We start from the raw sequence: 24,615 nt of genomic DNA, 5'->3' as shown, positions 1-24,615 counted from the left end.
ACCCAACGACAGGGTCGTTAACGTAACCGAGTGGATCAAACATTGATCGAGCGACGCCAATTTAGCGGAGGCATGAAGGGGAAGAATCTTCGCTATTTGAACGATAACCCCAACGAGACGACTGAAAGGGTTCGGGCAGGATTTCTGTTGCTCGAGCATTTCTCGCTGCCCGCATTCACGCAAGCACTGGATACGATTGTCACCGCGAATCTACTACGACCCCTGTTGTTCTCTTCCCGAACATTTGGCTTGACCGAGGGGGAAGTCGTCAGTGACCTGGGCCTGGTCATTCGGCCAGATGCCCGCATCAATTGTTCAGCGATCCAGGACCTGGATTTGCTGGTCATTTGTGGTGGCTACCGAACAGAACTGAAGGCGAGTGATGACCTCATCAGCCTGTTGAGAGCGGCGGCAGACCAGGGTGTCAGTCTGGCCGGGTTGTGGAATGGCGCATGGTTCCTGGGAAGGGCAGGCTTGCTTGACGGATATCGTTGCGCGATTCACCCCGAACATCGCCCCGCACTCGCGGAAATCTCCAAGGCGACGCATGTCACCAGTGAGCCCTACGTCATTGATCGAGACCGGCTCACGGCTTCCAGTCCCTCGGGGGCGTTCCACATGGCGTTGGACTGGATCAAAGGGCTGCACGACAAAGCACTTGTCGAGGGTATCGAAGACATCCTGGCTTTCGAGGAGTCTCGTTATCGGCGCATAAAACCGACTGAAAATGTCTGCGTGAGCGCGCCATTACGCGAGGTGGTGAAACTGATGGATGCCAACCTCGAAGAGCCTCTGGAGTTGGAGCAGTTGGCCGTTTACGCAGGCCGTTCGCGTCGACAACTCGAGCGTTTGTTCAAGGAGCAACTGGGCACAACGCCGCAACGGTATTACATGGAATTGCGGATTACCGAAGCGCGCCGACTCCTCCAGCACACAGAACTGTCCCAGGTGGACGTGTTGGTTGCTTGTGGTTTTGTATCGCCCAGTCACTTCAGCAAGTGCTATAGCTCGTACTTCGGATACAGACCTTCCAAGGAAACGCGACTCGTCAAATAAGGGCGGCGGCACGCGGTCCACGTGGCGCGGAGAGTGCGAACCTCGAGCGTTGACGATCCTTCTCGGCCATAGGTGAACGCTTTAGGGTTTGAAGCGGCAACGATACAAGCGTCATTGATGCCCCGTTTTTTCAGCGTTTCAGCAGCTGACCTCGTGAAGTCCAGGTCGATGACGGGAATTGTCCCTGTAGCAGAAGCCGCGACCGAAACCAATAGATTGCCCGCGACGCAGAGCGTTGAAATTTTCAAGGTTGGATTCCCTTGTCATCGATTTATTATTTGATTAACGCGCGGAGCGTTCCCCAGCGTTGGGGGGATTTCTGAAAGTAGGGCGGCCTGTCGCTTGCAATTATTTGGGGGCGCTTAGTTCGGGACTACGCTAAAGCTATGCGGGTCGTCGATCTATTGTGACCCACTGTTCGCGCTGCGTCCGTCCCTGGAGCGCCCAATGCCGCCCATCACCTCGCGCCTGGTTGCGCTGTTTGTTCTTTGCCTGGCTCTTGAAGTGCCAGCCCAGACCAACGCCTGCCCAGCTGGCGAGAAACAAGTGTGCCTGGACGGCTGCATCTGTCTGCCAGACGTGGGACAGCTGCTCGGTCCTCTGCCTGATGGCATCTACCAGATCGCGGCACCTGCCCTGGCGCTGTGGCTGACCCAAGCCCGCGCTGAAGCAGCCAACGCCGGCATCCAACCCATTCCACCGCACATCCGGGAGCAATTGCTGCGCTGGTACGACCCCAGCGTCCTCGATTCCGCGCGCTACAACGTTAGCGACAACGGCCAATTCAGCGCCGCCACTGCCATGCTGCAAAATCCCGATGTCGGGGCCGTGACGCTGATCGACATCATCCTCTTCCGGGACGCTCAAACCGCAGAACAGAACATCGCGCTCTGGGCTCACGAATTAAAGCATGTGCAGCAATATCAGGAGTGGGGGGTAGAAGGATTCGCCCAGCGGTATACACAAGATTTCAATGCTGTGGAGGCGCCGGCTTATGCCATACAGGCTGAGGTCAGACGGTTGGTGCGGGAAGGGACTGACTGAAGGGTAGTGGATCAGTCACGGTCTCCTTAGGTTTTGCCGGCGCTATTCCAGCAGACCCAGGCCGGCCTGCTTACCACCCCCGCGATCCTGCTGAAGATCTACATCTAGGGCTATCTCAACCGCATTCAATCGAGCCGGCGTCTGGAACGAGAAGCCCAACGCAACGTCGACCTAATGTGGCTGACGGGCGTTTGATGCCTGATTTCAAGACCATCGCCAACTTCAGAAAAGACAACAGCAAGGCCATCCGAGGTGTCTGCCGCCATTTCACCAGCGCCAAACTGAAGCGGCGAATGGAAGAGCCCGCGAGGCGATGGCGTCAGATACGTTGTCGGTAGTGGCTGACCGAGGTTACTTCAAAAGAGAGGAAATTCTGGCTTGTCATGATGCGGGCATCACCGCCTATGTGCCCAAGCCGATGACCTCCCGAGACAAAGCGGATGGGCGCTTCAATAGCGATGCCTTCATCTATGACGCGGCAAAGAACGAATCCATTTGTCCGGCTGGAGAAGCGCTGATTTGGCGTTTTTCCAGCGTTGAAAAAGGCCTGACGTTTGCACCGTAACTGGAGTTCCAATTGCCAGGGATGCGCACTGAAATCGAAGTGCACACCGAGCAAGGAACGGCGAGTTCGGTGAGGCCCATTTTGATAACCGAGAAATTAACGCCCCATATGGCAGTAATCGAGATTGCGAGGAGCAGGTGCCGGGCTTTCATACTGATCTTCCTTGAAGGGGCGGTGAGCAATGACTGGTAAAAATCCATAGCGCCAACGCCATAGCGCTGATCAAGGCGCCCAACAGGCTGACGGCCATCCACCCCCAAAGCGCATAAACCTGGGTCGCGGCTGCTGCCCCCAACGCACTGCCGGCCGAGTAGAAGCACATGTAGGCGCCGACCATGCGACTTTGGGCGTCGGGTCGTGCGGCAAAAATAAGGCTCTGGTTGGTGACGTGGACTGCTTGCACTGCGAAGTCGAGCAACACCACTCCGCAGACCAACGCGATCAGGGACGTTTCGGCAAACGTGATGGGCAGCCAGGAAAGCGTCAGGACGCCCAGCGAAAGGCCGGTCACTCGTTGACCAAAACCTTGATCGGCCCAGCGACCTGCTCTTCTCGCAGCCAGCGCACCGGCGACGCCGGCCAAGCCAAACATGCCGATGGCAGTGTGTGAAAGCGACAGCGGCGGAGCGCTCAACGGCAGCACCATGGCTGTCCATAGCACGGAAAAAGCGGCAAAAATCAGTAAGGCCAGCAGGCCCCTGATGCGCAAAACCGGTTCGGTCAGGAACAGCTTGAAGAGCGACCGGGTGAGAGCGGGGTAGGCCTGTTGATTGGGTGGTGGCGACACCGCGGCCGGAATCACTTTCCAGAACACCGCCGCGATGGTCAGCATCAGCCCTGCGGAAACGAAATAAACGGCGCGCCAGCCTGCCAGATCTGCGATCAGCCCCGAGGTAAACCGCGCCAGAAGAATGCCCAGGACAATGCCGCTGGTTACGGTTCCCACTGCCTGCCCACGTTGTGATGGCGTTGCCAGCACGGCGGCATAGGCTACAAGCACCTGAACCACCACTGCCAGTAAGCCCACCACGATCATGGCTCCCAGCAGGGCCAGCCATTGCTGTGATACGCCGACTGCTGCCAGCGCGGTTGCAGACAGCATCAGCTGAGTCAAAATCAGCCGCTTCCGGTTGACCACATCCCCCAGCGGTACAATGAACAGCAGTCCGAGCGCGTATCCCACCTGAGTGGCCGTCACTACGACCCCGATCAATCCTGAAGTGACGCCCAGGCTCTCAGCCATTGAGGCGAGCAGGGGTTGGGCAAAATAAACGTTGGCAACGGCGAGTGCGCAGGTGACGGAAAACAATAACGTGAGCGACGGAGAAAGCCCTGGAGACAGGTCGGTACCGCTGCTTTCTCCGACATCCGTATGCGTCAACCCCGAAGGCTGCGGGGACAAACGTTTGGTGGCTGAGTCGGTATCTGCTGTCATGCACGCCTCCATGGCGGTAAGCTGGTTTCAATTAAAAACTGGTTCCGATTATTGGTGGAACAGGTTTCAAATTGCAACCGCGTTGCGCTAGATTGATCAACAGACCCGGCAACTCTTATCCAAAAGGTAAATATGATGGTCGAAGGCCCTTCACCGAAAAGCAGCGAATGCCCGGTAGCAAGAACACTGGAGGCAATTGGGGATCGCTGGTCGCTCATGATCATCCGCGACGCATTTGACGACATTCGCCGATTCAGCGCATTTCAAAAGAGCTTGGGTGTGGCCAAAAATATTCTGGCATCGCGCCTGAAAACGCTGGTTGAAGTCGGTGTATTCGACGTTCGACCGGCGTCAGATGGAAGCGCCTACAAGGAGTACGTCCTAACGGACAAAGGACGGGAGATCTTTCCAGTTGTGGTCAGTATGAGGCAGTGGGGCGAACGTTTCCTGTTCAAGCCGGAAGAGACGCGTTCTGTGCTGTTGGACAACGAGTCCGGACAGTCTCTGATGCCGATTGATGTTCGCTCATCAAGCGGTCAAAAACTTGGACCGTCTGACTGCCACAGGGTGAGATTTGTTGACGGCGAGTCGTGAATCGACAGCAGACTTACCTCAAACCAGAGCGCCCATGGGGGAATTCAAGCCAGAATGCAAGGCGCAGTTGACAAGAGCATGTCCGCTTTAAACGCGTTCCTACGCAAATTTGAGGTCTACTGAACCGGGTCATTGGCGACCATGCCGGAGTCTTGCTGGTAGGCCACGGGCGCGAGTTTCGGGAACACCGTCTGGTCATCGCCGAACACCAGCTTGTGAGCGGTGGCGCTTTGCTGAAAGTGGTAATGGATACCTTCTTCCTCGCACAGACGCTGGACGAACTGCAGGTCCGATTCATCGTACTGAACGCAGTAAATTCGCTCCGAATAAATCGCCCCGGCTTTGAATGGGTAGGCATTGCTTCGGATGCCGTGCTCTTCGAGGATGCTGCCGATGATTTTCGGCACCGTGAGGTTCTGGAAAATGCGTTGGTTGATGCGGTGCGCCAGGTAAGACAGTTGCGGGCGCAGGGTCATCGCGTAGCGGGTCAGGCGCTTGCCGGAATCACCCTGGCCGGCGCGAACATCCCTTGTTCCTCGTGCAGTGCTGCGGCGCTTGAAACGGTCGGCCAGACTTAGCCAGCGACCGGGGAACGCCAGTCTTCGGAACCCGAAGTACCGGATACTTCGTGGGTCCAGATGAATTTGCGGTAGGTGAAGTGCACGTCTTCCAGGTGAGTGAATTGCGAGTTCGCCGGGTCCTGGCAGTTGTGCATGTAGTCCTTGATGTCGACTTCGATAGTGGTCATGCGCTCGCCCGACGTCAGGGCCGCTAGCAGCAGTGACACCGCGCATCCAACCACTCAAATCATTCACTTGGCTCGCAGGGTCTGCTCGATGATTTCGACAAATGCCTTGACCAGCGGGCTGCGCTCGCGTTTGCGCGTCAATACCAGCAAGGGTGCGGTGGCCCCGGGTTCGGCCAAGGGCCGATAGGTCACGCCGCGCTTGACCAAGGTCTGGGTGCACTGGGGCACTACGGCGACGCCACGGCCTGCGGCGACCAGGGCGATGATTGAGGTGATCTGCTTGCCCTTCGGCGCGGGCAGGGGTGTCAGCGCCTGACGCCGATATAGCGCCTCGATGATCTCGTTCAATCCGGAACCGTAGTCGGTCGGGAAGGCGATCAACGGGTAGGCGCTCAGCTCGGCGAGTGTCACCTGTTCTTGCCGGGCGAGCGGGCTGTCACTGGCAATGGCCGCGACCAGCGGCTCGTTGTCCAGGCAGATGGCTTGAATCTCGGCATCTTCGGCGGGCGGCTGCATACGACTCATGCCGATATCCAGACGTCCCTCGATGAGCTGCGACCATTGGGTGCTGGACGCGCCTTCTTCCACGGTCAGTTGCACCTCCGGATACGCCGAGCAGAAGGCCTGAATGGTCTGACTGAAGATGTCCGACAGCGCAATCGAACTGGCGTAGCCCACCGCCAGATGACCAGCGGAACCCGCCGCCAGCTTGCTGGTAATGCTCGCCGTCAGATCGACTTGCTCCAGCACCGCCCGGGCGTAGGGCAGAAAATACCGGCCCTCGGAGGTGAGCGTGACGTTGCGGGTGCTGCGATCGAACAGGCGAAAGCTCAGTTGCGCCTCCAGTGCCGAAATCTGCCGCGTCAGTGGCGGCTGGGCGATGTGCAGGCGTGCCGCGGCACGGCCAAAGTGCAACTCGTCGCTGACGATCAGGAAGTAGCGCAAGCGGCGGAGGTCAATCATCGTCATCCTTGAGGTATCAATCGGTCAGAAATAGGTATTGGATCCTTTCGACGGCCTATCTTATAAAGTTGTTTAAAAATATTACAATTAATCTTGGGAATCATTGCGTGAGTTGTCCTCGAGTTGCCTTGTTTCTGGCTGGGTGCGCCGCTTTTATCAACCTTTATGCCACTCAAGGTCTGCTCAACGAGTTGGCCGCGGCGTTTCACATTTCCGCCAGGCAAGCGAGCTGGAGCATCACCGTCACCACCCTGGCCGTGGCTATCACCGCCCCCTTTGTCGGCCGGTTGACTGCGTGGGGCGAGCAGCACCGGGTCGTCGCCGTGGCCGCGATATTGCTGGCACTGCCTGCGGTGATGGCGGCCTGCTCGGGCAGTTTCAGCGAGCTGCTGCTCTGGCGAGCGGTGCAAGGCACGCTGATTCCGGTGGTGTTTGCCACCAGCGTTGCCTACATCGGCGTGCGCTGGAGCGGCGGTGACGTGACGGAAATGACCAGCTTGTATATCGCCGGCACGGTTCTGGGCGGCTTTAGTGGACGCTTTTTGACTGGCCTGGTGACCGAGTTCGATGATTGGCGCCTGGCGCTGACAGTGCTGGCCGGCTTGAACCTGATCATCGGTCTGGGGATTTTCCTGCTGTTGCCGCGCAACTTTCGGTCGCCCGTACAAACGCCTGTCGATCGCCAGGCAATGCGCAGCGAATTGCTAAGCAGGCCGTTGCTGGCCACCTACGCCGTGGGTTTCTGCGTGCTGTTCGCCCAGGTCGCGACGTTTACCTATGTCGGAATACACCTGAGTCGGGCGCCGTTTGCGCTGGGCACCGCTGCGCTCGGTTCGATTTATGCGGTGTTCCTGCTGGCACTGGTGGTGGTGCCGATCGCCGGGCGCATGAGCAAGGCCCTGCCTCGCAGTGAATTGGTGAGGGTGGCGGCATGGCTGGGCGTCAGCGGCTCGGTGCTGACCCTGTGGCCATCGTTGTGGCTGATCGTTGTCGGTCTGGCATTCAGTTGCACCGGCGTATTCCTCGTCCAGTCCGCGGCCAATGCCTTTATCACCACCCATGCCCGGCAAAACAAGGCCGGCGCCGTGGGCGTGTATCTGACCTGCTACTACCTGGGAGGCAGCTTCGGCGCCTTTGTGCCTGGCGTGCTGTGGGAGCAATGGGGCTGGCCTGGCTGTATCGCGTTGATCGCGGTTTTCCAGTTGCTGCCGCTGCTGATCGTGCGGGGTGGTTGGAAGTATTCCCCATTGCCGTCATCGCCGCTCCCGCGCCCGTGAATGTGCCTGAAATCATCATCCAACAAGGAAAAAAGTGAGATGACCGTGAGTAACCTGCTGACGCTGCAAAGCCAGTTGTTGAACGTGATAGAGCCGGTGCTGGAGCTGATGCCGGCCGGGGTTCTGAAGCAAGCATTGGTGGATGCGTTTCGCAGCCAGGAATCGGAACTGCTGGACATCGAAAGTTCGTTCCAGACGCTCACCTCGCGCCGCCATGCTGCGCCGCAGTTGCGCAAGTTCTTTGGCAGTTGGTCGAAAACCAACAACTCGGCCGCCAGTGTGTCCGGTCTGGCCAACCGCATCACGCTGCTGGCGCGCTCCGAGCAGTGGGGCGAAGCGGCGCAACGGCTCTACCGGGTCTGCGGTCTGCGGCAGTCTGCAACGGATCACCGACGAGGACCTCGGCGCACTGAGCAACACGCTGCATTCCGAGCTTTTTTACAACATGGCAACGCCGATCTGCGGTGACGATCAGTGGCTGCTGAAAGACAACTGCCTGCCGTCGGCGCAGGCCTTCAAGGACTGGACGGACGCGCGACGCCTGCGTGACCGCGACCTGTTGCAGGGGCTGTTGGTCACCCTGGTTCAAGAGGTCTACACCCACGGTGAAGTGGAGTTCATTCATCCGCTGTTCAAGCAATGGTTCGAACGCGACATGGGCGTGCCGCCCCCAAAGGTACGGGCCACTGTTGCCTGGGTCACCGTGCACACCGGCGGCACCGAAAGCAATCACTTCGCCCACGCGGTTGCAGGGGTCGAGGAGTTCGTCGATGCCATGGGCATCGCGGTAGTCAAGCCCGCCGCCCAGGAAATCTTCGGCCAATACCTGCAGCGCAAGGCTGCAGTGATGCGTGAGTGCGGCCAATACCTGGACTGACAGACAACGACCTGAACAGCGCTTGGGAAAGTATCAATAACGACGGAATCGGTATTGGCCTGTACTTCAGGTTTTTATCAAGATACTGAAGCTCCGGATCCGGCGTGGATTTGATGTGCCTGGGGTTGGAGATTTACAAACTATGGATGATTGCAAGGAAAGCCGTATGCAGCTCATTGTTTTTTGCCCGCCGAAAATTCTTCTCCAGCACTCTGCCGCGAGCTGGTCTGCCGCGCTTGGCCAGGGAGGCATGCTATTGAGCTGCGCCTCGCGATCTCAAGATATTGCGGCGCATCTGGGCCATACCGTCCGCTTCCAGCTCTTCGACAACTTTAACGACAGCGCGCTGGTCGAGATCGATGTCTATGAGCTTGCACGGGAGCTCCATGCGCCGCTGTGTGTGGCACTGGCCGAGATCGATGTGCTGCGGGTGGCGCGCATCAATGATCGGCTCGGGATTAGGCTGGGTGCCGAGGATCGCGCCTCGTTTTACCGGGACAAGTTCCTGATGAAGCAACGCGCCAGGGACTGCGGGTTTGCCATCGCCGAAATGGCATCGATCAGCAATGCCACGCAAGCGGTTCGCTTCAGCGAGCGCTTCGGTTTCCCGGTGGTCATCAAGCCTCGCGATGGCCGCGGCTCGAACGGCGTGGAGGTACTCGACGACGCGCAGCAGCTGCGGGAATGGCTGGCCGGGCGCACTTCAAGCACGTTCCACAACCTGATGATCGAGAGCTATGTGCGTGGCAGCCACTACATCGTCAATGGTCTGTACATCGATGGCCGTCCGATCCTGGTTTCACCGGTTCGGGTCATGACCTCGGCGCTGGATTTCCTCGGCGGCAAATCACATGACCTGCACATGCTCGACGCCGACAACCCGATGCGCGACAGGCTGGTTCGCTATGCGCGTTCGCTGGTCGCAGATGTGCTGCCATCCGATCCGACCATGCTGTTTCATCTTGAACTTTTCGTGGATGGAAATGACGAGATCGTCCTCTGCGAAATCGCCTCGCGGTTGGGCGGGGTGTTCTTCAACCAGGAGCTGACCCACGCCTGGGGCATTGATCCGCGGATGAGCTTCCTGCGCGCGCTGCATGATCCGTTCTACCGCCCTGAGCCAATGGCTGCGCCGCTGCGGATGGTCGGGCATATCAGCATCCCGCCGCGGGTCGGTCTGCTGCGCGACGTTCCGCAAACCTGCCCGCTCAACGGTGTCCTGGAGTACCGAATTTCAGCCAGGAAGATGACCTCCTATGGCGGCATGAAATTCACCAACTCGGAAATCCTCAACGCCATCGTGGCAGGCCAGGATGAGGCCGAGTTGCGCGACAAGCTGCATCAGGTCGAAGCCTGGTTCCACGAGAGTTGCGACTGGTCGGGCAGCGAAATCGCCGCCGCGACATAGACCTTATCGCACAACCTTTCGACATTAATTGAGCTGACCTTCCTGAGCTGGACGGAATCGTCACGCCCGCAGAAAAGTGGATATCCAATGAAGACTGTGTTCGAAAGCCTTATCCCGATTCCCGTGGCGGCCCTGGGCGCATGGCTCGGTTACATGACCGGGCTTGCGCTTGGTGAGCTGATCGGCGCGATCTGCCTGGTCACGGCGCTCAGCAAAATGGGTGTGCGCATGCGCATGCCGTATCCGTTCGTGGCTACCGTGCAGTTGCTGCTAGGGGTCAGTGTCGGCTCCATCGTCACCGCCTCGATGATGCACGAGCTGACGGACTTCAGCATTCTGGTCGGTCTGCTCATCTGCATGACCACGCAAATTTTCGTCGGCTATAACTGGCTGCGGCGCATGGAGCGCTGGGGGCATTTAGAAAGCCTGCTCGGGTCCATTCCCGGCGCAATGGCGGCGGTGATGACGGTCTCGGGAGAGGAGGGCCCGGCCTCCGGGCGCATCGCGTTCGTGCACATTGTCCGTTTGCTCGCGCTGTTGCTGGTGGTGACGATCATTGCCGGTGGGCACGCCGAAAGCGCGGCGCCGGTGCTGGGCTCGTTTGATGATTACCTTGGCGTGATCCCTCCGGCGATCGCGGCTGTGGTCGCCGGCTATCTGCTGGAGCGCTTCGATGTTCCCGCGCCTTACATGTTGACCGGGCTGATTTGCTCCGCCGCGGTCAACGTCGGTTTTCCTCAAGTCCATCTGCATGTTCCCGATCCGCTGGCGATCGTTGCGCTGATCCTGCTCGGCGGTCTGATCGGCATTCGCCTCAAGGACATCACGCTCAAAGATTTCGTGCGCTACATCCGCGCCGGTCTGGTGGTTACTGCCCTGACGTTCTGCACGACACTGCTGGTTGCCTTCGCGTTCAGCAAGCTGACCGGCAAGCCGTTCCTTTCGCTGTTCATGTCGTGGGTTCCTGGTGGTGTTGAGGTGATGACCGCAGCGGCTTTGCTACTCAAGCTCGATCCTGCCTTCGTGATGCTCAATCACGTGGTGCGGATGTCGATCATCCATATTTCGCCAGCGTTCCTGCCCAAACGGCTGCTGCAGGAAAACCCGCAGCCTGAACAGTAATTGCTGCAAAAAACTTCGAATGACAAGGATTTGATCTCGATGAGTATTGCTATTCACGACCCAACGCTGCGCGACGGAAATCATGCTGTCTCCCATTCGCTGAGCCTGGAGGATATTGCCTCCTACTGCCAGGCTGTCGATGGCTGCGGCCTCAGCGTTGTAGAAGTCGGCCACGGAAATGGCCTGGGTGCGTCCTCCCTGCAACTCGGACTTGCGCGCTACAAAGACAGTGAGATGCTCGAAACAGCGCGAGCCAACCTGACGCATTCCAGACTCGGCATCCACATGATTCCCGGGTTTGCCAGGCTGAGCGACATCGATACCGCACTGCAGATCGGCGTCGACGTGCTGCGCATCGCGTCCCATTGCACCGAGGCTAGCCTGACCGAGAGCTACATCGAACATGCGCGGGCCAAGGGCGCGTACGTCCAGGGCGTGCTGATGATGACCCCGGCCATCGCGCCGGGTTTTTTGTGGGTGAAGGTTTGCGCGTCGATTTGCTGTCGCCAGTATCTTGACATCACGAAGGCAATCGGCAAAAGTGGGATCCAATCCACAAACAGAGCCTGACCGATGCGTAAGATTCTTGCCCTAGCTGCAATTCTTCTCTCCACCGTAGCGATTGCCGAAGACCGAGTGTCCGTATCCGGGCTTCAGGTCACTAAAGCTACTGCCGGCTACCCAGCCGTTCAGGGCATAGCCCACAACAATACGAATGCAACGATTGCCAACGTTTTCGTGAAGTTCAAGCTGTATGACGCAGAAGGTAATGTTGTCGGAAACACCATCGCTCATGGCGCGGACATTGGCCCGGGTGAGAATTGGAAGTTTTCAGCACCTGCGATGGTGCCTTTCACTGAAGTGAAGCTGAGTAGCATTCAAGCGCTGTAATCAAATTTTTTATAGAGCCCTGCCATCGAGCAGGGCTTTTTTGTGGTGCGCCAGGCATGGCGCGTTGCGCGCAAGCGCAACCAGCTTGGCTGTGGTGGCCACGCTGGTGACTTGGAGGTGAAAGTCCTCTACACACCCGGCAAGGGGAAGTGTTAGCCAAAGGCAAGGGTGTCGCGGGTGACTGCGAATCTGAAGGAAGCCCGAGGCAAAATGCTGACCTGACGAACAGGAAGCGGATAGAGGCGGTGCAGCGGGGTAAGAAGGCCATAATCTTCAAAGCCCAATACTTGCACGGAACGCTGTGACATAGATCCGACAGGCATAAGCAGGAAGGTCGCGCGAATTACCCTGGGAGATCTGCACGTTTGCCACTGTGCTACCGAGCGTCGAGAGGCGACGGGATGAACGTGCAGAAGTCAGCCGAAGCCGTAGTAAGTGGCGGTTAACCGCGCCACCAAGGGCCGAACAGGTTATGCCGCCAGTAGGCGTCAGAGTCTCGTTGAATACCGAAATGCAGAAACTTCTCCCAGAGAAGACTGTTACTCCGAGTCTCGGACAGAATCCGAGGATGACGGCTGACAGCGCAAAGGTATCGACGGCGTCTGTGACGTGGACGAACGCGGAGCCGGACACGCTGATGGTGCGTGTGCTGGCACCCGCCAACCTCAGACGTGCGTATCATCGCGTAGTCAGCAATAAGGGCGCGCCGGGTGCCGATGGCATGACGGTCGACCAGTTGGCGGACTATGGAAACAGTATTGGCCGACCCTCCAGAAGAGGTTGCTGGCCGGCGAGTACCACCCGCAAGGTGTACGCGCCGTCGACATCCCCAAACCCAAAGGCGGCACCCGGCAGTTGGGTATTCCCCGCCTGATCCAACAGTCTCTGCTGCAACAGCTCACGCCGATCTTCGACCCGCTATTCTCGGACTATAGCTACGGCTTTCGACCGGGCAGAAGCGCCCACCAAGCCATCGAGAAAGCCCGCGCCCATGTGGCAGGGCATCGCTGGTGCGTGGAACTCGATCTTGAGAAGTTCTTTGATCGGGTTAATCACGACATCCTGATGGCTTATCTGGCGCGCCAAATCGAAGACAAGCGGGTGCTCAAGCTGATCCGTCGTTACCTCGAAGCGGGAACGATGTCAGGCGGACTCGTCAGCCGACGGCAGGAAGGGGCGCCGCAAGGCGGCCCGCTCTCGCCGTTGCTGTCGAACATCCTGCTCAACGAACTCGATCGCGAGCTGGAACGACGGGGTCATCGTTTTGTGCGTTATGCCGACGATGCGAACATCTATGTGCGCAGCCCTCGTGCAGGCGAACAAGTGATGAGGAGTGTTGAGCGCTTCCTGAATCAGCGCCTGAAACTGACGCTGAACCGGGACAAGAGCCGAGTTGCGGGGTCTTGGAAGTGTGATTACTTGGGTTACGGGATGAGCTGGCATTACGATAAACCGGCTTAGCCGCATAACCTGAACCGCTTCCTGGGTCGCAAGGTAGATTCGTTATAAAGGCCCTCGCAGCTGCAGCCATCATCGCGCTCATTGCCTGCCTGCTACTGGGCATCCAGCACTTCCAGGTCATTGCACTCGAAGGGCAGGTGATGATCGAGGCCAAGAGCAAGGACGACGCCATTGCGGCTAACACTGAGAGTCAGGCGACGATCACCACCCTTCGTGTCGAAGCCCAGTGTAACGCCGCCTACACCGCCGACCTCAACAAGCGAATCGCCGTCGCTGATCTGGATAGCGCCATCGCCAAGGCGGTAGGTGCTGCCAAGGATGCTGGCCTGCCTCAAGGCCTGGGTCGTATCTCTCTTGCACGGGCACGCCCAGGTACAGACCAACATCATGGTGAGCTGAACTGTTCAATGCTCTGGATTGATCTGTCAGTACCAGCTACTTTGAGATTTCACGCAAGGAGTTCGGACATGGCAGATAAATATGTTGGAAAAATAGTTGGGGTTGGCACGGATAACTTGGACTACGTGATTAACATCTATCAGGACGAGACCATTGAGCGCTCGCCAAGCGGCATGGTTCGACATGAAGGCCTGAAGCATTTCGAAATGCAATTTGGGGGTGCCGTGAATAAGATTTCCGAAACTGAATACGAGATTGTGGCTACGGGAATGAGGGTCACTGTGCATGATGGTCAACGCTAAGAGGGTCGGCCTTTCATGTGAGACTTGGATTAGGGGGCGCATGGCAGGCCAGATTAATCACTGAGCATGCATGTCGTTCAGACGCTGGCACTCTTTGTATGCGGTATCTTCATCTTCGTACGGCTCTCTGAAGTAATCTCCCGTTCGCGTATCCGCTATGCACTTTCTCCTAGCGTTGCTGGGCAGCCGGTCTGCTCGGTCACTTTTACTTACAGCAACTACCTGGCTGTTGGGACATTAAAGTTTCCAAGAGCAATGAGGGTGAATCCTACTGCCAGTTTCTTGGCAGGATCTCCGGTCTCTTTCACTGTTACCGGCGGTGGTGGCGGCGGAATCGCATTGGACAACTTACAGATCGCTGCAATCGGTAAAGAGTCTTGCTTCCTTGGTGCCGCGATATCCACCTCCTTTGGCATAGGCTATGGCACTTTGCTGACCTTCGGTTCATCCCCCAACCTATTCTTCTCGGCCGAGGTTTGACATGTACAAATATTCAGACGACGTGATCCTTCGCTTGTCCGATGGCGCTTACATCCCAAAAGATCCAGAAAATCGCGACTACGCGGAATACCTGGCCTGGGTTGAGTCCGGAGGGGTAACGCTTCCAGAGTTCACCGATGAAGAGCTTGCCAGCCAAAAGCTACTGCTCGACACCTCGATTGAAACTGTCTGGCGCGCGGCGGAGCTGCTGATTGTTGCGCGACAGCTAGAAGCCATTAAGGAGGATGAGGCCGACGAGGCGCCTCCCGACCTTATGCCCGGCACCCGAAAGCAGTGGTTGAAGTATCGGGGGCAGGTTAGCAACTGGAAGGAAGGCGCCGGATCATTCCCTGATATTGCGCAACGCCCAGTTCGTCTGTCGTAACAAAACAACTGAGCCTGTCGCCCGCCATAGAGCGGGTATTTTTTTGCCCGGAGAAAAGTGATGACCATTACTGAAAAGACCGCGACATCCTCGCGCGCACGCTGTGGGGCGAGGCCCGCGGGGAAAGCCTGGCAGGCCAGATCGCTGTAGCCTGGACTATTCGCAACCGGGTGAACGACGACAAGGCCAAATCGTGGTGGGGCGAGGGCTACGCTGGTGTTTGCCAGAAGCCGTACCAGTTCAGCTGCTGGAACAGGAACGACCCGAATTTCGCCTACTTGAGTGGTGCGAAGCAGATTCCGTTTCGCGAGTTGGCTCAAGCGCAGACCGGCGCCGACCAAGTGATGTCAGGAAAAGTGCCTGATCTACCAGAAGTCGGATGGGGGTCAATGAACTGCCGAGGATCTGGGAACTGGGACGTGATCAAATTTGGAAATTTCTTTGATCCAGAAGCGACGATATTTAGTTTGGTTTGGCGATAGCGGTTTGTGATTTGACCAGGGATGCTCAGTTTTCAAGCTGGCGCGGTACGCCTCCCACTCCTTCTCCTCGGCCACTTCCTGGGCCCTTTTTTTATCATCGAACCAGCCAAGTACGTAAACTTCGCCCTGATCCACACCGTGCTCGATCAGTAGATAGATATCTTTCATAAGCTTGAACCCGCTACTACACGTTCTAAAATCCCCTAATGTTGGGGGCATTGTGTTGACTATCGGCAGGCACTTCCGGTTATTGAGTTTTATCGATGAATGGCGCGAAGGTCGATCTTCAGTACAATCGCCTAGCCGATTGCTGGATCAGACTGCGTTATCGATCAAAGGAGTGATGAGCTCCTGCCCCTGATTCCGCACGTTGCCCACCGCCCGGTCCACCGTAAACCACTTGAACGCTTCTGTCGGCTCTCCCTGGTGCAAGATGATCTGTTCGGCGCGTTCCTTGGGTGTGGCTGGGTCCAACCATTCCCGGGCGAGTTCCGGCGATAACGCCACTGGTCGCCGATCATGGATATCCACTATACCGCCGGCGCTGTCGGCGGTGATGATAACGAAGCCGTCGTGCTCGCTCGGTTCATGCTCGGCGATCGGATATTGACCGATTGCGGCACAAAGGATTGGCGTCCGATCACGGTGGCGAATCAGGTAGGGCTGCTTCTTCGGTCCGCCTTCATAAACCCACCCAAACCAGTTGTCGATGGCGATGATCGCGCGGTGGGGCCAGATTGCTTTGGGCGCGGCGCGGTCTTTGGCCCAGTGCGGGAGCCAGCCCCAGCGAACCATGTCAGCGCGCAGAAACTGACCCTCTTGGTGAAAGAGGGCAAGCTGCGTGGTCGGCGCGGCGTTATAGCGCTCGAAAGGCTGGTCGCCGGCATAGTTGATCAATGCGTTGGGAATGCTGAGTGCCGCAACGAAGTCGTGAATGCCCCGGTACTGGGAAAGGCGTCCGCACATGGTTGAACCCTCCGACTGTATATTCAGGGTAGACCAGTGGCCGCCGGCTTCGGTACAAACCCTCTTCCAGCGCATGTCGGGCAATCTTCACGCCGATCAAAACGATCAAAACGATCAAGGCAAGCGGGGCAGGTGCGGAATTTGGCCAGGTCGAGACGCGGCCGCACTCTTTCGAAAGTACGTAGATCGCAGCACTCGCGGCCAATTTGTGCAGCGTCCACCAGCGCGCGGTAGATGTCTGGATCTTCTATCGGGCTCGTGGGTGATCCCCTCGAGTGTTCGCCCGGTTTCGACAAGATCGTATTGCTGCCCATCAGGTAGCGTCAGTAAAAGCCCGACAATTCTTGCAGTAACACCGAACGGGCTGAAAACAAGGTTCGCCCCGGTGGCATCGCGGTAAATCTTCCCGTCGTATGAGGATCGTGCAATGTCGGCAAGCGTGCTGGTGGCATAGAAAATTGACTGTCCAATGCGACCGAATAGCTCGCCATTGCCACGCTGCACAACGTCGTAGGCAGAAGCGCCGCAGTAGCGGGCTGGCGAGGTATGAAGTTCTTCCACTGCGTGCCAGTAAGCGGCGTTCGCCATTTCGTTCATATCGAACTGCTGAAGCTCATCGATTAACTCCTCGGTGACAAGGGTGGCGCTCATTGAATGAAGGGTCTGGCGATGGGCCTCGGGGTTCTGCATAGGAAAGTCGTGGTCGTCGAGGGTCGAGCGGCACTGCTGAAGTCTCAGCGCTTTAGCCTGGTCGAAATTCATGGAAATGGGTTCGCTGTACAAATACTGGTTGCATGTACAGTAATTGAGGTGCAGCTATCGTGGCGAGGATGAGGCGACTAGCTGTCGCTCTAGGTCACTCCGGGGTCATCAGAACTGCGAGCGTAAGCTTGATGAACTCCTCGTTCTTGTCGATGGCGTCCAAGGCGCCGCGCACGCTGTCGGCGACGTCAGCCGAGCCGCGGGCCTCGACCCAATTGGAAAGCTCCAGGATGGCGGCCTCAAGGGCGAGCTGATTTTCATTAATCTTGAAGAGCAGGGAAGGGAGCAGGTCTGAGTTTGGCATCGCGATTCCTCGGTTTTTGAGGATAGCGTAGCATCGCGTTACATGAAGGATGTTTAACCATCGGCAGGACGCCGGAGGCGGGTAAAAACGGGTTAGTTCTGGAACGCTTCCATAATAGTTATGGAACACATGCCGAGCGGCGAGATTGTCGCCAAACCCCAGAAACGACAAAGCCCTGAATAATCAGGGCTTTGTCGGTACAAATATGGCGGAGGCGATGGGATTCGAACTCATGGACCTGTTACAGTCGACGGTTTTCAAGACCGTTGCCTTAAACCACTCGGCCACACCTCCGTTTGCGTTGCGGGCGCCATAATACCTGAATGAAACACACTGTCAAACTCTCTGCATGGCTTGTTACAGAGCGTCTGTTATGATCTTTGCGTCTCAACGTTTCAAACCAACAGGAGTGTCGCCATGCGCGAACAGGATTACGCAGTTAATAACAGCGTGCAGGCTGAGCAGCTAGAGGTTAGCCGCGTCCTGCGCAACACTTACGGCTTACTCGCTCTCACCCTCGCATTCAGCGGCGTGATGGCGTTTGTCGCCCAGCAGATGCGTGTCGGCTACCCGAATATCTTCGTGGTGCTGATCGGTTTCTACGGCCTTTTCTTCCTCACCAACAAACTCCGTGATTCTGCCTGGGGCCTGGTGTCTGCATTTGCCCTGACCGGTTTCATGGGTTTCCTGCTCGGCCCGATCCTCAACCGTTACCTGGGTATGCAGGGCGGCGCCGAGGTGGTCAGTTCGGCCTTCGCAATGACGGCGCTGGTGTTTGGCGGCCTGTCGGCCTATGTACTGATCACTCGCAAGGACATGAGCTTCCTCGGCGGATTCATTACTGCAGGCTTCTTCGTGCTGCTGGGTGCGACACTGGCGAGTTTCTTCTTCCAGATCAGCGGTCTGCAACTGGCGATCAGCGCAGGTTTCGTGCTGTTCTCCTCGGTCTGCATTCTGTTCCAGACCAGCGCCATCATTCACGGCGGTGAGCGCAACTACATCATGGCGACCATCAGCCTATATGTATCGATCTACAACCTGTTCATCAGCTTGTTGCAGCTGTTCGGCATCATGAGCCGCGATGATTAATCGTCAGCCTTGAGGAAAAAACCCGCTTCGGCGGGTTTTTTCTTGCCTGCGATTTGAGTAAAGGCTCACGCCATCGGTGGCAACCGGCGCTTGACCGGGGTTTTCTTGACGATCGCCGTGTTGGTTTCGGCGTGGGTGTTGAGGCGGTCGAGCAGGGTGTCCAGTTGCTCCATCGAACGCACATGCAGACGGGCGATGAAACAGTCGTCGCCAGTAACCTTGTCGCACTCGGTGAATTCAGGGATGGCCTGGATCTGCCGCTCCACTTCCTGCAACTGACCCGGCAGCGGGCGAATGCGGACGATCGCCTGAAGTTGATAACCGAAGCATTTTGGGTCGATCTCGACGGTATAGCCTTTAAGCACGCCACGCTCTTCGAGGCGGCGCAGGCGCTCGGCGACGCTGGGCGAGGACAGGCCGCTAATTTGCGCCAGGGCCTTTAGCGAGCGGCGTGAGTCTTCCATCAAGGCCGTGATCAGCACTTGGTCGATATCGTCGGTCATGGCGAAACCCCTGTTAGGCAATTAATTCAAACCGCCTTGATAAAAAAGGCAGAAGCCGAGTTTAGCCTGCTTTTTGCGCTGGAGAAGCCCCCCGACGGATTGGCATACTTTGGGCTCAAACACAGGAGTCTGGTGATGGACAAAACAATACGTCACGGGTCATTCGAAATGACCGCCGCCATGTTGATTTCCGGGACCATCGGCTGGTTCGTGCTGGTGTCCGGGCAGCCGGTGCTGGACGTGGTGTTCTGGCGCTGCGTGTTCGGCGCCGGCACGTTGTTGCTGATCTGCGCGGCATTCGGCTTCCTGCGCCCAGGCATTTTGACTCGCACCACGTTCTTGCTCGCCGTGCTCAGCGGCGTGGCGATTGTCGGCAACTGGGTGCTGTTGTTTGCTTCTTATTCCCGTGCCTCGATTGCCATCGGCACGGCGGTATACAACGTTCAACCGTTCATGCTGGTGGGGTTGGCCGCGTTGTTCCTCAACGAGAAAATCACCCTGCAGAAACTGTTCTGGCTGGGTATCTCGTTTCTCGGGATGCTGGCGATTGTCAGCGCACATGGCGGGCAGGGCGAGAGCGGCAATGATTACCTGGTGGGCATCGCTCTGGCGCTGGGGGCGGCATTCCTTTACGCGATTGCCGCGTTGATCATCAAACGCCTGACCGGCACACCGCCACATCTGATTGCGTTGATTCAGGTTCTCTCCGGCGTGCTGTTACTCGCGCCATTCGCGCACTTTTCGGCGCTGCCGCAAGCTCCGAGCGCGTGGGCCAGCCTGGTGACCCTGGGCATCGTCCACACCGGCGTGATGTACGTGCTGCTCTACGGCGCCATTCAAAAACTGCCGACGGCACTGACCGGTGCGTTGTCATTCATTTACCCGATTGCGGCGATTTTCGTCGACTGGTTCGCTTTCGGCCATCGCCTGGAGCCGCTTCAATGGCTCGGTGTCGCTGCGATTCTGTTGGCCGCTGCCGGCATGCAACAAGGTTGGAGTTTGAAGTCTCGTCGAACGGTAACTCAATAAACAGTCGTCAGATGTTCCAGCGCGGTGCAGTCTTGGCCAAGCGCTGGCGCATCTCGCCGATGTTGGCGGCTAGCTGCCGGACCAATAACCGGTAGCCGTCCAGCGGACTGTAAACCGGTGCGGCCAGGTGTGAATCCGACGGCATTTCGACGGGCCGACTCAGCCGCTGGGAGGCACCGGATTTCAGCGCTCGGGCCATACCGATCAGTTGTACCCGAATCAACCGATGTTCGGCTTTCAAGGCCGATTGCAGATGGGCCATGGCGTCCGGGTCACTGGCATCCGGTCGGGTGTTGCCGAGGATTTCCAGGGTGCTGACGCACATGCGCAAGTGGCGCTGAATGGCATCGAGTTCAGTCATGGAGATCCGCACTTCCTTGGACACCGACGGCATCAACGAGCGCAGTTGCACCATCACCGTGTTCAGGCGGCCCACGAGTTTATGGTGTTCGTCATCGGTGACCGACTGGCCATTGGTGATGCGCCCGTAGATTGTCGCGCAGTCGCGCAAGGCGTCGGCCAGGTTATAGCGCCAGGAATAAACCGCGTAGAGCGGCAGGGCGAAAGAAAACGCCAGGGCCAGCGCGATGCCGATCAGGATGTCCACACCACGCCACAACCCGTCGGTGATTGGATTGTCGCCATGCCCCGCGACGATAAACACGGTAATCGCCGAGAGCAACGCGGTGTAACCGCCCTTGCCGATGGCGTGGTACGAGAAGAACCCACAGACCACCGCCATCGCGAAATAGGTGAGCCACGGCATCCCGAGCCAGGCCTGTTGTGCCACCAGCAGCAAGCCGACGCCGGCTCCGATCAAGGTGCCGATGGCGCGTTCGGCGGCTTTTTTGCCGATGTTGCCGTGGTGCTGCAAACCGCCAATCACCACCAGCATCGTCACCGACGCCCACTCACCGTGGGGCAGGTGAATGCCGGTGGTCAGCAGGATGGTTGCCAGCAACCCCAGCGACACGCGCACCGCGTGGATCACTCTGGCGTGGCGATAGCGCCGATACGGGTCCAGCAACGGACGCAGCAGTCGGCGCAACAGCGGTGGCAGTCGATTGGCTCTGAATGTGCTCAGGCTCGGTCTCCTCAGAAGATGTAATCGGTAGTCAGGAAACTCGAACTGCGTCCGCTGATGATCTCGCTGATGAGTTCTTTGTTGGTTTCCTGGAACTTGGTCGCCACCAGTGTGCGAATAGAAAACACCCGCAGCGCATCATGTACCGACAGCGTACCTTCAGCGGAGTTCTTGCGGCCGTTGAACGGGAAGGTGTCGGGGCCGCGCTGGCACTGGGCGTTGAGGTTGATCCGGCCGACTTGGTTGGCGAAGGTGTCCACCAGTCGGCCGACCGCCACCGGGTTGGTGCCGAAGATACTCAGCTGCTGGCCGAAGTCCGATTCCAGGACGTAATCGATCACCGTGTCCAGATGCCGGTAAGGCACGATCGGGACGACCGGGCCGAACTGTTCTTCCTGATAGACGCGCATCTGCGGCGTCACCGGGTACAGCACGGCGGGGTAGAAGAACGAAGCACGGGTTTCACCGCCATTGGGGTTGACCACGGTGGCGCCTTTGCCGACGGCATCCGCGACCAGCGAGTGCAGGTAATCGATCTTGCTCGCTTCCGGCAACGGCGTCAGCGCCACGCCGCTGTCCCACGGCATGCCGGGTTTGAGACTGGCGAGTTTGGCGTTGAATTTCTCGATGAAAGCGTCGACCACGTCCTCATGGACGAAGAGGATTTTCAGCGCGGTGCAGCGCTGACCATTGAACGACAGCGAGCCGGTGAGTGCTTCGCTGACCGCGTTGTCCAGATCCACCTCAGGCAGCACAATGCCGGGGTTTTTCGCGTCCAGGCCCAACGCCGCGCGCAAGCGGTGCGGTTTTGGATGGAGTTTTTTCAAGTCGCTGGCGGCCTTGTTGGTGCCAATGAACGCAAAGATATCAATCTTGCCGCTGGCCATCAGCGCGCTGACGGTCTCGCGGCCACTGCCGTAGATCACGTTGATCACCCCGGCCGGGAAGCTGTCGCGAAATGCTTCCAGCAGCGGACGAATCAACAGCACGCCCAGCTTGGCCGGTTTGAACACCACGGTATTGCCCATGATCAGCGCCGGGATCAGCGTGGTGAAGGTTTCGTTCAGCGGGTAGTTGTAAGGTCCCATGCACAACGCCACACCCAGCGGTACGCGTCGGATCTGGCCGAGGGTGTCCTGTTCCAGTTCGAAGCGGCTGGAGCGGCGATCGAGTTCTTTAAGCGCGTTGATGGTGTCGACGATGTAATCGCAGGTGCGATCGAACTCTTTCTCTGAGTCCTTGAGGTTCTTGCCGATTTCCCACATCAGCAACTTGACCACGGCTTCGCGCTGTTCACGCATGCGCCCCAAGAAGGCTTCGACGTGCTGGATGCGCTCGGCCACGCGCATCGTCGGCCACAAACCCTGGCCTCGGTCATAGGCGCGGACGGCGGCGTCGAGGGCGGTCAATGCGGTGTCGGCATCGAGCAGTGGCGTGCTGCCAAGAATCACTTGTTCATCGCCATTTTCACCCGTCAGGTACACCGGGCTACGGACTTGGGCGAGGGGCCCGGACCAGGTTTTCAGCTCGCCGTCGACCAGGTATTCACGCTGCTCGGTCTGGCCGTCGAGGCGGTATTTTTCCGGTATGTCGGTGTAGTCGGGAAACAAGTTGCCAAGGATGTGTGCTGTGGTCATGTCGCTACCCCGTGTGTGGTGTAAGCCATGCGCTGGCGGCTTGCAGTTCGCAATTCACTTCAAAGGTTATACGCCTTAATGACTCGACTTTTTAACTGCAATCAAGCGCAAATGGGCAAAGCAGAGGGGGGAAGGTCTGGATCTTGTGTCCCAAGCGTAGACCGCTTTGCTCTGTACCGGACATTCAGCTGGCAGGGAAGTGGCTAGTCGAAACCGCGACAAGCGCACCCCGGCAGGGTCAATATTGCCGTCTATGATTTTGCGAGCTGACTGCGTACGTCGAGGGCGCCAAATTCCTCTGGGACACGCCGCTATTCGCTGTCGAAGGAAAGGAAATGACCCGCCACCTTGGCTTACCGGACGGGCCAAGCGATGAGGAGGTCGCCAGCCGCTATCATGAAATGGTCTTTGGCGGGCTGTACAAAATTTATCTCTATTGCGCACAGAGCTCGGGCGAACAGGTCCTCGAAACCTTGCGCAGTCGCTATGCCAGTCTGCAGCCCCCACCGTCATGCAAAGGATTGCATCCAGCTGAGCCATTCCAGAACTACAATTACAGCGCTTCGTGCCTGACTATTGACCCTGTCCCGCAGGGAGGACTTTTCATGGAAAGCGATGTCTCGGAAATAAGCACTGCGATCGCTGGCAATCGAAAAAAATGGACCCTTGCCGCCTACAGGTATATGGCGAGAAAACGGCTGGCACGGAAGGCGGAGATCAACTTGAAAAGCCTGGCGGTGAAAAGCTGGGATATTGCGCCGGGTGGGATATCGCATTCGCCGCCAGCTATCTTCCTGCCCGGTCAAATGGAACGTGTGACAGGATGGGAGGCGAAGCGCTTTTATCCTTTCGAGCATCCCGCTCGCACCATGGAAGGGCTGGGTGACGTGGTACACGGCCCGACACGTGGCTACTTGGTCAAGGATGTCTGGCTGATCGATGGCGCGCTCTACAAGGACAATGCAAGTCTGTGGTTGTCTCTCAAACCGGGTATGTTTCCGCGAGTTCTCGTGGAAAACGAGATCGACCGCGGGGCCGTCTTCTGCACGCAAAATGGAAATACATGGTTTGGCACATGGTTGATGGAAGACTGCCCGACCTATTCGTTGGCCTGCGACGAAGGCGTCCCGGTCACCACCGCGCCATCCGCCAGGTTCCCCATATTTACCCAGACCCCCGCGTATGAGGACTGGTTTGGCATGAAACCGGTTCGCTTGAACGGTGCGTTTTTTCATGAGCTCGTGCTATTCGACGATCTGAGCAACAATCGAAGCAGGCATCTACGTTTCCGTGCCATGGGTGAAAAGCTACTGTCGCACGTGAGCTATGAGTCTCACCCTGGCGTGTTCATTCTCCGGGGTGGCGACGGTGACTTGCGCTTTTTGCGCAATGAAATTGAGCTCGCTGAGCATCTGCGCAAGAGTAGGGGGTTTCGCATAATCGATCCTTTGAAAACCGATGTCCCGACCATAGTGGCGAAGTGTGCCGGGGCGCGGACCGTGGTGGGGGTCGAAGGGAGCCAGTTAGTCCATGGTGTCAATGTACTCCAGCCGGGTGGTTCGTTGCTGGCACTGCAGCCACCGAACCGTTTCGTCAGCTACTTCAAGTACCTGACGGATCGCGACAACCAGAATTTTGGCTTTGTGGTCGGTACGCCAGAGGGCGATGGCTTTAAAATCGACATTCAAGAGGTTGAGCGCACACTGGACCTGTTCCCATCATGACGGCCGCCTGGAAAATTCGGCCAGGGGC

The 24,615-nt window shown here is 57.9% G+C and carries 23 protein-coding genes, 1 tRNA gene and 7 pseudogenes; 19 read left to right on the top strand and 12 right to left on the bottom strand.

The features are described from left to right. Window positions 1-42: 42 nt before the first annotated feature. The 3 genes and pseudogenes from ACYZT0_RS14285 to ACYZT0_RS14275 all read left to right on the top strand — a co-directional run. Window positions 43-1,056, top strand: a complete 1,014-nt coding sequence (locus ACYZT0_RS14285; protein ID WP_462046377.1) for a GlxA family transcriptional regulator — start codon at window positions 43-45, stop codon at window positions 1,054-1,056. A 447-nt stretch (window positions 1,057-1,503) separates the two neighbouring features. Beyond that, window positions 1,504-2,100, top strand: coding sequence for an eCIS core domain-containing protein (locus ACYZT0_RS14280; protein WP_462046376.1), 597 nt, complete (start codon window positions 1,504-1,506; stop codon window positions 2,098-2,100). Window positions 2,101-2,123: 23 nt separating this feature from the next. Further along, a pseudogene (locus tag ACYZT0_RS14275) lies at window positions 2,124-2,735 on the top strand (transposase); the annotation flags it as partial. A gap of 78 nt (window positions 2,736-2,813) precedes the next feature. On the opposite strand, the gene ACYZT0_RS14270 reads toward ACYZT0_RS14275, so the two are convergent. Further along, window positions 2,814-4,100 (bottom strand): MFS transporter, encoded by a 1,287-nt coding sequence (locus tag ACYZT0_RS14270; RefSeq protein WP_462046375.1) that lies wholly within the window; start codon window positions 4,098-4,100, stop codon window positions 2,814-2,816. A gap of 135 nt (window positions 4,101-4,235) precedes the next feature. On the opposite strand from ACYZT0_RS14270, the gene ACYZT0_RS14265 reads away from it, so the two are divergent. After that, the gene (locus ACYZT0_RS14265; protein ID WP_462046574.1) at window positions 4,236-4,694 is read left to right on the top strand and encodes a winged helix-turn-helix transcriptional regulator; all 459 of its coding nucleotides are present in this window, start codon (window positions 4,236-4,238) and stop codon (window positions 4,692-4,694) included. 125 nt (window positions 4,695-4,819) lie between these two features. Here ACYZT0_RS14265 and ACYZT0_RS14260 read toward each other — a convergent pair. The 3 genes and pseudogenes from ACYZT0_RS14260 to ACYZT0_RS14250 form a co-directional block, all read right to left on the bottom strand. Beyond that, a pseudogene (locus ACYZT0_RS14260) lies at window positions 4,820-5,212 on the bottom strand (contractile injection system protein, VgrG/Pvc8 family); the annotation flags it as partial. A 56-nt stretch (window positions 5,213-5,268) separates the two neighbouring features. Beyond that, window positions 5,269-5,484: pseudogene (locus ACYZT0_RS14255) on the bottom strand (Hcp family type VI secretion system effector); the annotation flags it as partial. A 21-nt stretch (window positions 5,485-5,505) separates the two neighbouring features. Then, window positions 5,506-6,405: a LysR family transcriptional regulator gene (locus ACYZT0_RS14250; protein WP_462046374.1), complete on the bottom strand. Its 900-nt coding sequence runs from the start codon at window positions 6,403-6,405 to the stop codon at window positions 5,506-5,508. 107 nt (window positions 6,406-6,512) lie between these two features. Here ACYZT0_RS14250 and ACYZT0_RS14245 point away from each other — a divergent pair, with 107 nt between their 5' ends. From ACYZT0_RS14245 to ACYZT0_RS14195, 11 genes and pseudogenes are all read left to right on the top strand, one after another. Beyond that, the gene (locus ACYZT0_RS14245) at window positions 6,513-7,682 is read left to right on the top strand and encodes an MFS transporter (RefSeq protein WP_462046373.1); all 1,170 of its coding nucleotides are present in this window, start codon (window positions 6,513-6,515) and stop codon (window positions 7,680-7,682) included. Between the two features lie 45 nt (window positions 7,683-7,727). Continuing rightward, a pseudogene (locus ACYZT0_RS14240) lies at window positions 7,728-8,559 on the top strand (hypothetical protein). A gap of 166 nt (window positions 8,560-8,725) precedes the next feature. After that, a complete protein-coding gene (locus tag ACYZT0_RS14235; protein WP_462046372.1) occupies window positions 8,726-9,967 on the top strand; it encodes an ATP-grasp domain-containing protein in 1,242 nt (413 codons plus the stop codon). 87 nt (window positions 9,968-10,054) lie between these two features. Continuing rightward, window positions 10,055-11,089 carry an AbrB family transcriptional regulator gene (locus tag ACYZT0_RS14230; protein WP_282375888.1) on the top strand — a complete coding sequence of 345 codons (1,035 nt, stop codon included), beginning with the start codon at window positions 10,055-10,057 and terminating at the stop codon, window positions 11,087-11,089. A 39-nt stretch (window positions 11,090-11,128) separates the two neighbouring features. After that, window positions 11,129-11,659, top strand: coding sequence for a beta/alpha barrel domain-containing protein (locus ACYZT0_RS14225; RefSeq protein WP_462046371.1), 531 nt, complete (start codon window positions 11,129-11,131; stop codon window positions 11,657-11,659). Window positions 11,660-11,662: 3 nt separating this feature from the next. After that, window positions 11,663-11,980, top strand: coding sequence for an FxLYD domain-containing protein (locus tag ACYZT0_RS14220; protein ID WP_462046370.1), 318 nt, complete (start codon window positions 11,663-11,665; stop codon window positions 11,978-11,980). Between the two features lie 472 nt (window positions 11,981-12,452). Beyond that, window positions 12,453-13,423 (top strand): annotated as a pseudogene (gene ltrA / locus ACYZT0_RS14215) (group II intron reverse transcriptase/maturase); the annotation flags it as partial. A gap of 158 nt (window positions 13,424-13,581) precedes the next feature. Further along, window positions 13,582-14,142, top strand: a complete 561-nt coding sequence (locus ACYZT0_RS14210) for a hypothetical protein (RefSeq protein WP_462046369.1) — start codon at window positions 13,582-13,584, stop codon at window positions 14,140-14,142. Window positions 14,143-14,208: 66 nt separating this feature from the next. Beyond that, window positions 14,209-14,622, top strand: a complete 414-nt coding sequence (locus ACYZT0_RS14205; RefSeq protein WP_462046368.1) for a hypothetical protein — start codon at window positions 14,209-14,211, stop codon at window positions 14,620-14,622. 1 nt (window position 14,623) lies between these two features. Further along, complete coding sequence (locus tag ACYZT0_RS14200; RefSeq protein ID WP_462046367.1) at window positions 14,624-15,007, top strand: hypothetical protein; 384 nt, start codon at window positions 14,624-14,626, stop codon at window positions 15,005-15,007. 86 nt (window positions 15,008-15,093) lie between these two features. Next, window positions 15,094-15,372 (top strand): annotated as a pseudogene (locus ACYZT0_RS14195) (cell wall hydrolase); the annotation flags it as partial. Window positions 15,373-15,393: 21 nt separating this feature from the next. On the opposite strand, the gene ACYZT0_RS14190 reads toward ACYZT0_RS14195, so the two are convergent. The 5 genes from ACYZT0_RS14190 to ACYZT0_RS14170 all read right to left on the bottom strand — a co-directional run bounded on the left by ACYZT0_RS14190 (window position 15,394) and on the right by ACYZT0_RS14170 (window position 17,815). Beyond that, complete coding sequence (locus ACYZT0_RS14190) at window positions 15,394-15,657, bottom strand: hypothetical protein (protein WP_462046366.1); 264 nt, start codon at window positions 15,655-15,657, stop codon at window positions 15,394-15,396. A 147-nt stretch (window positions 15,658-15,804) separates the two neighbouring features. Next, window positions 15,805-16,455: an SOS response-associated peptidase family protein gene (locus tag ACYZT0_RS14185; protein ID WP_462046365.1), complete on the bottom strand. Its 651-nt coding sequence runs from the start codon at window positions 16,453-16,455 to the stop codon at window positions 15,805-15,807. Between the two features lie 114 nt (window positions 16,456-16,569). After that, a complete protein-coding gene (locus ACYZT0_RS14180) occupies window positions 16,570-17,217 on the bottom strand; it encodes a hypothetical protein (protein WP_462046364.1) in 648 nt (215 codons plus the stop codon). A 94-nt stretch (window positions 17,218-17,311) separates the two neighbouring features. Continuing rightward, window positions 17,312-17,521 carry a hypothetical protein gene (locus tag ACYZT0_RS14175; RefSeq protein ID WP_462046363.1) on the bottom strand — a complete coding sequence of 70 codons (210 nt, stop codon included), beginning with the start codon at window positions 17,519-17,521 and terminating at the stop codon, window positions 17,312-17,314. A gap of 206 nt (window positions 17,522-17,727) precedes the next feature. Further along, window positions 17,728-17,815: transfer RNA gene (locus ACYZT0_RS14170), tRNA-Ser, on the bottom strand. A gap of 123 nt (window positions 17,816-17,938) precedes the next feature. On the opposite strand from ACYZT0_RS14170, the gene ACYZT0_RS14165 reads away from it, so the two are divergent. Then, entirely contained in the window at window positions 17,939-18,610 is a 672-nt protein-coding gene (locus ACYZT0_RS14165) for a Bax inhibitor-1/YccA family protein (RefSeq protein WP_034147218.1), read from the top strand. A 65-nt stretch (window positions 18,611-18,675) separates the two neighbouring features. On the opposite strand, the gene ACYZT0_RS14160 is transcribed toward ACYZT0_RS14165, so the two are convergent. Then, the gene (locus ACYZT0_RS14160; RefSeq protein WP_008155029.1) at window positions 18,676-19,113 is read right to left on the bottom strand and encodes an Lrp/AsnC family transcriptional regulator; all 438 of its coding nucleotides are present in this window, start codon (window positions 19,111-19,113) and stop codon (window positions 18,676-18,678) included. Between the two features lie 135 nt (window positions 19,114-19,248). Here ACYZT0_RS14160 and ACYZT0_RS14155 point away from each other — a divergent pair, with 135 nt between their 5' ends. Further along, window positions 19,249-20,142, top strand: a complete 894-nt coding sequence (locus tag ACYZT0_RS14155; RefSeq protein WP_462046362.1) for a DMT family transporter — start codon at window positions 19,249-19,251, stop codon at window positions 20,140-20,142. A gap of 7 nt (window positions 20,143-20,149) precedes the next feature. Here ACYZT0_RS14155 and ACYZT0_RS14150 read toward each other — a convergent pair whose 3' ends face one another. Further along, window positions 20,150-21,169: an FUSC family protein gene (locus tag ACYZT0_RS14150; RefSeq protein ID WP_462046573.1), complete on the bottom strand. Its 1,020-nt coding sequence runs from the start codon at window positions 21,167-21,169 to the stop codon at window positions 20,150-20,152. A gap of 68 nt (window positions 21,170-21,237) precedes the next feature. Continuing rightward, entirely contained in the window at window positions 21,238-22,863 is a 1,626-nt protein-coding gene (locus tag ACYZT0_RS14145; RefSeq protein ID WP_462046361.1) for an NADP-dependent glyceraldehyde-3-phosphate dehydrogenase, read from the bottom strand. A gap of 287 nt (window positions 22,864-23,150) precedes the next feature. On the opposite strand from ACYZT0_RS14145, the pseudogene ACYZT0_RS14140 reads away from it, so the two are divergent. Both ACYZT0_RS14140 and ACYZT0_RS14135 read left to right on the top strand, forming a co-directional pair. Continuing rightward, a pseudogene (locus tag ACYZT0_RS14140) lies at window positions 23,151-23,398 on the top strand (hypothetical protein); the annotation flags it as partial. Window positions 23,399-23,468: 70 nt separating this feature from the next. Next, entirely contained in the window at window positions 23,469-24,587 is a 1,119-nt protein-coding gene (locus ACYZT0_RS14135) for a glycosyltransferase 61 family protein (protein ID WP_462046360.1), read from the top strand. Window positions 24,588-24,615 lie beyond the last annotated feature (28 nt).

Source organism: Pseudomonas sp. ZS1P83 (assembly GCF_054897825.1).
This window is presented reverse-complemented; position numbering and strand designations above follow the sequence as displayed.